The sequence below is a fragment of the Mesorhizobium sp. M5C.F.Ca.ET.164.01.1.1 genome (assembly GCF_004792125.1).
Taxonomy (GTDB): domain Bacteria; phylum Pseudomonadota; class Alphaproteobacteria; order Rhizobiales; family Rhizobiaceae; genus Mesorhizobium; species Mesorhizobium wenxiniae.
In genome coordinates, this window is the sequence record NZ_SRTG01000026.1 from 1 (window position 1) to 9,662 (window position 9,662).

At 59.8% G+C, this 9,662-nt stretch carries 6 protein-coding genes and 2 pseudogenes; 6 read left to right on the plus strand and 2 right to left on the minus strand.

Annotation, left to right across the window (positions count from 1 at the left end):
• Together EN807_RS31945 and EN807_RS31950 are read left to right on the plus strand one after the other, a co-directional pair.
• The coding region (locus EN807_RS31945) for a transposase (RefSeq protein WP_189522641.1) at positions 1–269 on the plus strand (269 nt) is incomplete at its 5' end.
• A 25-nt stretch (positions 270–294) separates the two neighbouring features.
• Positions 295–764 (plus strand): annotated as a pseudogene (locus tag EN807_RS31950) (transposase); the annotation flags it as partial.
• Between the two features lie 426 nt (positions 765–1,190).
• On the opposite strand, the gene EN807_RS31955 reads toward EN807_RS31950, so the two are convergent.
• Complete coding sequence (locus EN807_RS31955; RefSeq protein ID WP_189522654.1) at positions 1,191–1,706, minus strand: DUF2285 domain-containing protein; 516 nt, start codon at positions 1,704–1,706, stop codon at positions 1,191–1,193.
• Positions 1,707–3,332: 1,626 nt separating this feature from the next.
• Here EN807_RS31955 and EN807_RS31960 point away from each other — a divergent pair.
• Together EN807_RS31960 and EN807_RS31965 are read left to right on the plus strand one after the other, a co-directional pair.
• A pseudogene (locus EN807_RS31960) lies at positions 3,333–5,410 on the plus strand (prolyl oligopeptidase family serine peptidase).
• Between the two features lie 175 nt (positions 5,411–5,585).
• Positions 5,586–6,329: an OmpW family protein gene (locus EN807_RS31965; RefSeq protein WP_128177472.1), complete on the plus strand. Its 744-nt coding sequence runs from the start codon at positions 5,586–5,588 to the stop codon at positions 6,327–6,329.
• Positions 6,330–7,242: 913 nt separating this feature from the next.
• Here the strand turns inward: EN807_RS31965 and EN807_RS31975 are convergent.
• Positions 7,243–7,473 carry a helix-turn-helix transcriptional regulator gene (locus tag EN807_RS31975; protein ID WP_135937898.1) on the minus strand — a complete coding sequence of 77 codons (231 nt, stop codon included), beginning with the start codon at positions 7,471–7,473 and terminating at the stop codon, positions 7,243–7,245.
• Between the two features lie 116 nt (positions 7,474–7,589).
• Here EN807_RS31975 and EN807_RS31980 point away from each other — a divergent pair, with 116 nt between their 5' ends.
• A complete protein-coding gene (locus EN807_RS31980; RefSeq protein ID WP_135937899.1) occupies positions 7,590–7,874 on the plus strand; it encodes a DUF2285 domain-containing protein in 285 nt (94 codons plus the stop codon).
• Positions 7,875–8,500: 626 nt separating this feature from the next.
• Positions 8,501–9,334: a glutamate 5-kinase gene (gene proB / locus EN807_RS31985; RefSeq protein ID WP_246684489.1), complete on the plus strand. Its 834-nt coding sequence runs from the start codon at positions 8,501–8,503 to the stop codon at positions 9,332–9,334.
• The last annotated feature ends 328 nt before the right edge of the window (positions 9,335–9,662 follow it).

The window sequence follows — 9,662 nt, forward strand, 5'->3', positions numbered from 1 at the left end:
TGAGAGCGCGCCGGCGTCGAGAGCGATGGTCAGAGGAGGATCAATGTCTCTACCAACGCCACCGGTGGCGCTCGGAGGGCTTCCATGGCGAGGCGAAGAACTGGCACGGACTGGCCCGAGCGATCCGACGGGGTCTCGCCAATATGAAGATCCAAGCCTACCTCACCGCAGCGGCGGTGAACCTGAAGCGGCTGGCTGCCGCTTTGTTTGACCGATTCCTGGGATTGTTGCTGTTGATGCATCCTCTGAACCTCGTTGACGAGACCTGACGAGGGCAACCAAAACCGCCGATGTCTCGGAACAAATGTTGGAAAAGCGGCTTTCTCCAACAGCCCCTATGTGCACTTCCTCAGACGCGCTCGATTATGTGCCGCGCAAGGTCGATGACGACTCCCTGATGGAGCTCAGATGGTTCTGTGACCGGCGCGACCTAGCCGAGGTCAAGCGCGACCAGGCGCAGTGGATCGCCAAATGGCAGGCCAAATACCCGAAATTAGTGAACTTGGTAGAGGACAACCTCGAGGAGACGCTGTTTTCTATCGGCTCCGCTTGCCCATCACAAGCACATGGAGTCGAGGAACATGCTGGAGCGGCTGAACCAGGAGGTCAAACTGCGTACCCTGGTCGTCCGCATCTTCCCCAGTCAGCAGAGCTGTCTGCGGCTGGTTCGGGCATTGGCGGTGGAGATCCACGAGAACTGGCTCGAGGCGACCCGCTACCTCAATATGGATCATTTGCGCGAGCACAAGAAGGAGAGCCTGAGGCATTGGCCGCCTGAGTCCTTTGGATGGCGCAGACGCGGATCCCGTGAAGTCCCGAACGTCAGTACTCTGAAATAAGATGCCCGGCAGGAGACTGAGCTCGCTGCCGGGCCGGGTACGCCTTGGGAGGTGGCGTAAGTCAGCGGCTCTCGTGGCGGTGCGACCACTCAGTCCGCGCGTTTTTCTGAATAGCGTGCATGTGGCGTGCCAAGCCAAAAGCGTTCAAGAACACCCGAGAGTCAGCTTCCTCTGTGTTGCGTACTCGACATTGTCGGCTATCGGACAATGCCTAACGTGCCTGTTGGCATCGACCGACGCTTGAACCAGAGCGCACCGGCAAGGTCGTTCGCTGCCATATCGACCGAGCCGACCGATGTGACTGGTCTCCGAACTGTTCGCCCGCTGACGCGCAGTGCGGACTGTCATTTTTCAAGTGAGGAAATCTCTGTACCCTCCGTTCATGAGCGCACGGCCACGAGAGACGGCGCGGCGAATGCGGTCGCGCAGATGATCGCGAGGATCCCTCCAGTCGGCATGGACGCGCCGTTGGCCGATCAGCGCTTCGGCAAGCTCCCGATGTGACGCCCCGGCAAGTGAGCCGTCGAGCGCACGAAGAACGAAGGTTAGACGGGAACATCGCTTTTCCGGCGGAAACAAGCGGGCAGGCAGATGTTGCGCCAGAGTTAGAGCATTGAGGCACTCGAGCGCCCTCAGGCGGTGCTTCGAAAGCGTCGCGGGCCAGATCGCCTCGGTACGGAGGCAAACAGGGTGCAAGATATCCGCGCCAGAGACGGCGAGCTGGAGCGTATGCTCCGCATTGCGAAGAAGAACATGCTGGTCCTTGTCGGGCGCCAGCAAGACCGTCGCACGACATGGCAATGCCGAGAGTTCGAACGGCGATGTCACCGAGGATGCGGACAGCTGTTCTGCAATGACCGGCAGCACATGGACGCACCAGAGCGGACTCCAGAATACAAGGGAATTGCGCCCATGAGACTCGGCGAAACAGGACACCCCAGCGCGACAGGTCGCCGGCCGACACGATCACGTCGAGAAACGGTTGGTGAGACCAGGTCTTGGCCTGCTGGCTTGCAGTGGTCACGTCACGCTGGAATGCAGGGTTGCGGCGCAAGAACTCCCAGGCCCACTCGCGCGGCGTCAGACCAGCGGTGTAATCGTATGATCTTTCATCGCGCCAATCAGCCTCATCCGCGCCAATCACCAGAACTTTAGGCATGACTGTGTCCCCTGCCCGCCCCCACGGACGTCGAAACATCATGCCATTTGTCCAAGCACCGGCGCCAAAGGCACCAGAGATGGGTGGCGCCGTTTCGTCGAGGCGTGTGCCATCGGCACTGTCGAGGGCAGAAGAGGCGCGCAAATAGCGACCAGGCCGTCGAACCGGCACAGCGAAAGCCAGCGCGGCCTCTGCACGCCAACGCGATCGATTTCACAGCGGTGATCGGCTCCGGCGTCCGATTCCGGACGTTCCTTGAAAGCGTGGTGGCGCCGCGGTGGATTGCACGTTGGTTTTCGGCAAGTTCTGGTAGCGCGGGTGTAAAAAGGTCAGTCATCGCAGGTCTCCTGGGGGATTTTCCGCCATTGGAGGCCAAGTTTCACGCGATGGCAGCCTGTGCAGTTGTACAGGTTAGGCCGACCATTCAGTGGGCCGCAAAATGAACCGGCGACGCGCGCAATCGCTTCTTTGGATGGTGCTCACGCCGGGCTACTTGCGAGCGGTATGGAGACCGAGCGCGGCCAGGCTCCGCCTGCCCTGGATGCAGCCAATTTCCCAGGCAGACTTGCCCCCGCAATGCCCTTGTCGGGCATATCACTGCGGGGCGTCAGCGAAACACCATCGACTGATGGCAGCGTCGCCGAGATACCTGCACCGAGCCAAAGTGCCCGGTCTCCTGAACCATCATCATACCTTGCATATTGAATGAGGGGTCGCCAGCAGCTGACGTTCCTTAGCGACTACTCCAATTTGTTCGTTGGAACGCAGCTTACTCGGCTATCCATAGGCTTCGAAAATGCAAGCAAGAGGACGGTGCAGGCCAATATTGCTGGCGGGGCCTGGACAACCATCAGGACGGCCAAGCGGCGCCCTCTCTTTCCTGGATCTCCGATTTTTTGCGCTCGTGGTGTCTAGGCGCGCAGCCCGGCTAGTTCCCTCAAGGGCGTCCTTCGCCTGAGGCCGTGTGCGTGAAGCGTCCCGGAGCGAAGATGTGGGGGGGCCAACCAAGTTCATTCTGAGCTTCACTGCCTGAGTTCGGCACGGTGTCACCGACTCGCGGAGCTTGATGCGGTGAATACGAGGTGCGTTCGTTGTCGGATTCTCGACGATGTCGGACATGTGACACAACGCTGTCAGGGCGATCGCATTGTTCCGAAACGATTTTCCAGTTGGCACGACAGATGCAGTCCTATGCGCAAAAGCACTGCGACGCCGCACCGACTGAGAAGAACCCACCGGATGATTGCATTTTTCGAACATGCGGTGACCGCAAACACTGAGCTTTCCCGAGCAGATGGAAGCCATTGCGCTTTCATTCCTTTGGTTGTCCGGACATGAGCGAATTCGATTTCCGTCCAACGCTGGATGCACCCGACGATGACCCCCATCTTTGGCTTGAGGATGTAGAAGGCGAACGGGCACTTGCGTGGACCGCCAGCCAGTCGGCAAAGACCTTGAAGCACTTCGCGGGAACGCAGTTCGAGCGCGACCGGGCGGCGCTGACAGCGATTTTCGACCGTCCCGACAGGATTCCCCTGGTCACGCGCTGCAGTCAATACCTCTATAATTTCTGGCAAGATGCCGGAAATCCGCTCGGACTGTGGCGCCGGACCACCTTTGCCGCCTACACGAAGGCGGATCCCCAGTGGGAGCTACTGCTCGATCTGGACGCCCTCGCGGCTAGAGACGGAGAAGACTGGGTCTGGGGCGGCGCATCGATTGAGCCGGAGACGCGCGAAAGAGCCGTCTTGCGCCTGTCGCGCGGCGGCAGCGACGCGGTCGTGCGTCGCGAATTCGACCTGAGCTCTCTGAGCTTTGTCGCCGACGGTTTCAATCTCCCGGAGGCCAAGGGCGGGATAAGTTGGCTCGACCCTGACACGCTTCTGCTCTTCAGTGCGCTTGGTGAGGGCATGGCCGGCTTCGCGCGGACCGTGCGGTCGTGGAAACGTGGCGCGGGTCTCCTCACCGCGCCGGTAATCTTCGAGGCGGGTTCCGACTCCCTTGGCGTGTCTGGTCATCTGGACCGCACCGCCGAGAGCGAGCGCCTTTGGTTCATCGAGGGGCCGGGCTTGTTCACGGCGATAGGACGAATCGGCGACCGCCGTGGGCCGAAGCTTGAGATCAACCTTCCTCGGGACGCCAGATGGGATGTCTTCGGTGATTGGCTGGCGGTAAAGCCGCGCAAGCCCTGGACAGTGGGAGGGACGACCCATGCCGCCGACGCGCTGATCGGCATCTCGCTTTCCTCTTTCATCGCTGGCGAACGCCGTTTTAGCACCCTGTTTGAACCGGACGAGAGGCGCTGTCTGCAGTCATTCTTCTGGAATGCCGGGAAGCTCATTGTCGCCTACCTCGCGAACCTCGCCCCGCGTTTCGAGGTGTTCACCCCGGGTCGGCAGAAATGGACGCGCCGAACCCTCGACACCGTGACCGCCGAGCGGACTGTTCACCTCTGGTCACTCGACGAGGAGGATCACGAGACCAATGGAGAGGTCCTCGTTTCGGCTCAGGACCCGATCACACCGTCGCAACTGCTCCTATTCGATCTCAATGCGGCGCCGCCTCTCGGTGCTCCAGTGATCCTGAAGCGCAACCCGGAGAATTTCGACGCAACCGGTCTGGTGGTCACACGCCACGAGGCAGCCTCGATCGATGGTGAATTGATCCCCTATACGCAGGTCGGTCCGGCGAACGGAAACGGAAATGCCCCGGTTCACCTTTCCGGCTACGGCGGGTTCGGCGTATCGCTCCTGCCCTCCTACAACTCCTCGCTCGGCAAGCTGTGGCTCGAGCGCGGGGGCACGTGCGTGGTGGCGAACATCCGTGGGGGCGGCGAGTTCGGCAGCCGCTGGCACGATGCCGGACGGAGGGAGGGCAAGCGTCTCGCCCATGACGATTTCGCCGCCGTAGCAGCCGACCTCGTGCGAAGGGGCATCACACTGCCGAGGCGGATTGCCGCCGAGGGCGGCTCGAATGGCGGCCTGCTGATCGCCAACATGCTTACCCGCTATCCCGAGCACTTCGGCGCGCTGTTCTGCACAGTTCCGCTTATCGACATGCGCCGCTACACCAAGCTCTTCGGCGTGAGCGGGATTGACGAATATGGCGATCCCGACAAGCCGGAGGATTGGACGTTCTTGAGGGAAATCTCCGCCTATCACGCCGCGACGCCGGGACAGCCCTATCCGCCGATCCTGCTCGCCACCACGAAGCGGGACGACCGCGTCCACCCCGGTCATGCGCGCAAGATGGCCGCAAAGCTGCAGGCCCTTGGCTATCCCGCTTACTTCTACGAGCCCAGCGCGGGCGGGCACAGCTACGGCAAGGACAATCGCGAGCGGGCCCATTCATTGCTTTGGGCAACAATTTCCTTCGCAGTGCCATCGGTTGGCAAGACGATGGCGTTCGATAGGTGGCCAAACAAGGCAACATTTCAAAAAGGTAGCACAGGTCCGTGGTGCGCGAATGCGCAAATAACGACGGCACAGTCTCGTGCAAAGTGAGCATGAGATTCCTTCAACACAATTGATCAAAGGAGATTCTTAGTAGTGCAGTGCGCCATTTCTGAAGAAAAAGGAGAGAATATCATGGCCAGAACGCGAGTGGGCGTGGTCCAGGGAATAACAGCGGCCGTGATCCTCATGGTGATGGGTCAGCAGGCCGCCGCGGCGGACCTTGTGCAGGCCGCGAGCATCCCGGAAGTAGGAGTTTTGGCCTCGGACGAAGGAGACTTGGGAGACTTGGGAGACTTGGGAGACTTGGCCTCGGAATGGCCAAGCCCTTGGCAGATCCGCCTCCGAGGGCTGGGGATCATCACCCAGGATTCGGGCTATGTCAACGGAGTGCCCGGCTCCGATCTTTCCTATTCGGGCAGCGTAGTCCCGGAACTTGATATCACCTACTTCTTCACGGACAACATTGCCACCGAACTCGTACTGGCCACCACGCGTGCCAACGTCTACGGCGAAGGAGCGGTCGGCGGGCTGGGCAACATCGGCACGGTTTGGATGCTGCCGCCCACCCTTACGCTGCAGTATCATTTTACCGATTTCGGAGCCTTCAAGCCCTATGTTGGCGCCGGCGTGAACTATACGATGTTCTTTAACCAGGATGCCGGCAGCGCCGATGCTCTCAAGCTCAAGAACACGTCTGGTGCTGCGCTGCAGGTCGGATTCGACTATATGGTGGACGAGCACTGGGGCATCAACTTCGACGTGAAGAAGCTTTTCCTGAAGCCAGACTTCGACGTCACTGTGAAAGGCGCGAAGCAGACGGGGAGCGCCGCGCTCGATCCATGGTTGATAGGCGCAGGTGTCACCTACCGTTTCTGACAACGGAAGGCGAAGGCGGCTTTACTCAAAGCCCGCGTCAAATGAAGGGCGCCTCGTGCGCCCTTTTTTAAGGTCGCCCCCTGCACGGGCGATGTTTAAAGATGCCATTGTCGAAGAACGGCCGCCCTCGTCCAGCGGACCAAGAAGCATACACTTGGCAACGCGGCCTCGACTAACCCCCGAAATGGACGTGCTTCGACGCGCCATTGGATCAGGACGGCTTGGATTGCTGATGGAATGCTGCGGCCAGGCTGTTTGCCGGCTTCGGTCTGCCGGACGTCATCTGAGCTTATGCGCCTGCGCAAGGCCAGCACGGAGGTCCCGACGCCAACAAGATGCCTTGTTCAGCCATGCTGCGATAGCTGCCGTTTCTTTTCATGCAGTACCGGTGGTTGGCGTCCCTGAAGTATCCTCGGCAGGCCAAGGCCTGCTTTTGCCATGCCCCATGGCTTGACCCACGGTACGATGCCGGACTCCAGCTCGGCAAATGATGCGGCGGGGGAACTCCTGATGTCGCCCGAGCGCCCGCCCTCGCCAATCTCTCCGCTAGCCGTTCGCTGTCTTGCATGCATCGTTTGTCTCCGCTCTCCAATCGCGACTTTCCTGGAAGCGGGACGGGAGCGGGGGTGGGCGGCGAATTGCGACCGGAAGGGCCGCCGTCCAGGCGGACCGCACGAAGGACCGAAACGAAGAGAAGGACCCGAAGCGAGAGCGAAGGGTTGCGGGGCGCCGCGGCGGGCCTACAACGGGGCGCGCCCACCTTAGCACTGCTGGGAAGGCCCAACAGAGAAGAATTGCGAGGGCCTGACGACCCGCGCCAGAGGCTAAGCCAAATGGGCGAGACGCCGCACATACCGAGAAGCGCGTTCGATCCACGAGCAGCCGGTGAGCGCCGTTAGCCGCGCCGGCGCTATTACCGCAGGCTCAACAGAATCTCGCACGGGTCAGCGTCAAGCACCGCAGTTACGTCGAGAAACTCAATGACATCGAGACGCCGCTCTCCGCCCTCATACTTGGCCACGAAGGATTGCGGCCGACCAAGTTTCTCAGCTACCTGCGCCTGGGTCAGGCCTTTGGCCTTGCGTAGCGATATCAGCTGGGCCAGAAACCGCTGGTGGCGGGCAGATCGAAGTGATTTGGGCATGTAGGCGAACCGGTCAGGTAAAGACCGGCTCAGCCACTAATCCCGGTTCCGGATTATCCCATTTTGGGATATTCTGTCTTGAATCCAGCGATCAACATGCGAGGTTCGCGGCAGACATGAATCGATCCACGGGAACAGATGGGACTCAAAGTTCAACGTTGCGCGACGAAGTCCCTTGGTCGGAAAGCCTCACGAGCTATGACCGGGAGCATTTCAATATCTATCTGAGAATCCTCGACGCCTGCGCTGACAATGCCAGCATAGAGGAGATGGCCGATCTCATTCTCGGCATCGACCCGGCTCTTGAACCGGTGCGCGCCCGCAACGCTGTTCGCAGCTATATAGACCGGGCGAACTGGATAGTGACAACCGGCTACAAGGAACTGTTCGCCGCTGAATAATCGAGCTGTGTGCTCCGTCACGCCTCGGGCGAACGTATGAGGCCGAGCACGGCTGAGCCAGTCGGCAATTAGGTGCATGTTGCCGAGCGCCTGTTCCGGCATGGCTGCCCTGTTCTTCACGCATATCATGCCGCAACCTGATTGAGCGGGGCAACGAGACTGCGAATCCTCTTTGTCCGCTCAACTCAGATCGCGGTAAAAGTCTACTGGAGTGAATCGCGCCAGCGAATTCGACGGCTTTCTCCTTGTGTGGGTGTCCCGGTCCTGCATGGGGCTGGAGACCATCTATTCGCGTAAATGCGAAAGCACCCGCCCAACTGCCATGGTGCCGGGCGCACCGAGAACGGTCTCATCCGCCCCGCTGAAGCTGCCGCCGAGTGCGGAGCGAGTTAAGTTCGCCGTCGGCGATGAACGTGAATTGCCGCTACACAAGTTTACACAATCTTCATGACCGCCAATCGCCAGTGGTGCTAGGTTCCTCACCAGATGAAGGGCGCGGCCTTAACTGCGAGATAGATCCGTCAAAGACGCTAGTTGTCCTCGTGAGGCCACACAGCTCACTCGCTGGTGTATCGCCAAAAAGAGAGTGGAAAATCATGTCTTCACTGTCACTGCAGCGACACCCATTGGCAGCAACCACACGATCGGTCCAATTGGTTTCGGCCCAGCGGCTGGTAGTCAAGATTGGCTCAGCACTGCTTGTCGATGAAGTGACCGGCGATATACGAAGTGCTTGGCTTGAAACGCTGATTGCGGATATCGTGCGCCTTTTCTCACGTGGGCAGCAGGTGATCATCGTCACATCCGGTGCAGTCGCGCTTGGATCTGGTCAATTCGACGGTTTGGGCAGACCGTTGCGGATCAAAGAGAAGCAAACCGCGGCCGCGATCGGTCAGGTTCGACTTATGCTTGCCTACGAACAGAGTTTAAAGCGCCATGGTTTTGCGTTGGGACAGATGTTATTGACTGGCGAAGACATGGGGAACCAGCATCGTCGCCATAATGCATGGTCGACCCTTCAGCAACTCCTCAAAATTGGCGCCGTACCTGTCATTAACGAGAACGACACGACCGCAACGGCCGAGATCTGCTTTGGCGACAATGACCGGCTGGCGGCACAGGTCGCACAGATGGTGAACGCCGATCTTCTCGTTCTGCTTTCCAACGTAGATGGCCTGTTCACCGAAGACCCACATCACAATCCGTTGGCTCGTCTGCTGACAGAGGTGCGATGCATCACCCCCGAGATAGAGGCCATGGCGGGTCATTCCCACGCCCGCCATAGTTCGGGTGGGATGGTGACAAAGTTAATGGCAGCAAGGATAGCCATGAACGCGGGATGCGGCATGCTCATTGCGAGAGGAACCGAACGTTACCCGCTCGCCGCTATCGAGAACGGTGCGCCATCAACGTGGTTTGTGCCGTTCGGCAAAGACAGGGCCACACGCGAGGAACATTGATGAAGTCCTCGCACCTGAATAACTCCAAGGACCATCGATTCGCGGGCAGGCGTGTAATGCCACCGGATGCAATAAGTTGCGGCATGAGAGCTGGCAGGAATGACGCCTGCGCTCTGCGCGAGTGCACCGACCGAAACAGGCTCTGCCCAAGCATAGGGCACCACGTCGGTTTTCTAGAGAAACGAAGGTAGTGAGGAGGCTAGAGCACGTCCTGTGATCGATGAATCGATTGTGATGTGACAGCTGCGTCTTGTGCTGATTCAACATCCACCTCGATGGAGGTGGACGATGGGAAGAGCATTGAGCGGGGATCTTCGATCGCGGGTTT

What these genes read in the sequence shown, in the direction of transcription:
- EN807_RS31975 (WP_135937898.1), bottom strand. Translation starts at nt 7,473, where the DNA reads ATGCCCAAATCACTTCGATCTGCCCGCCACCAGCGGTTTCTGGCCCAG.
- EN807_RS31965 (WP_128177472.1), top strand. Translation starts at nt 5,586, where the DNA reads ATGGCCAGAACGCGAGTGGGCGTGGTCCAGGGAATAACAGCGGCCGTG.
- EN807_RS31980 (WP_135937899.1), top strand. Translation starts at nt 7,590, where the DNA reads ATGAATCGATCCACGGGAACAGATGGGACTCAAAGTTCAACGTTGCGC.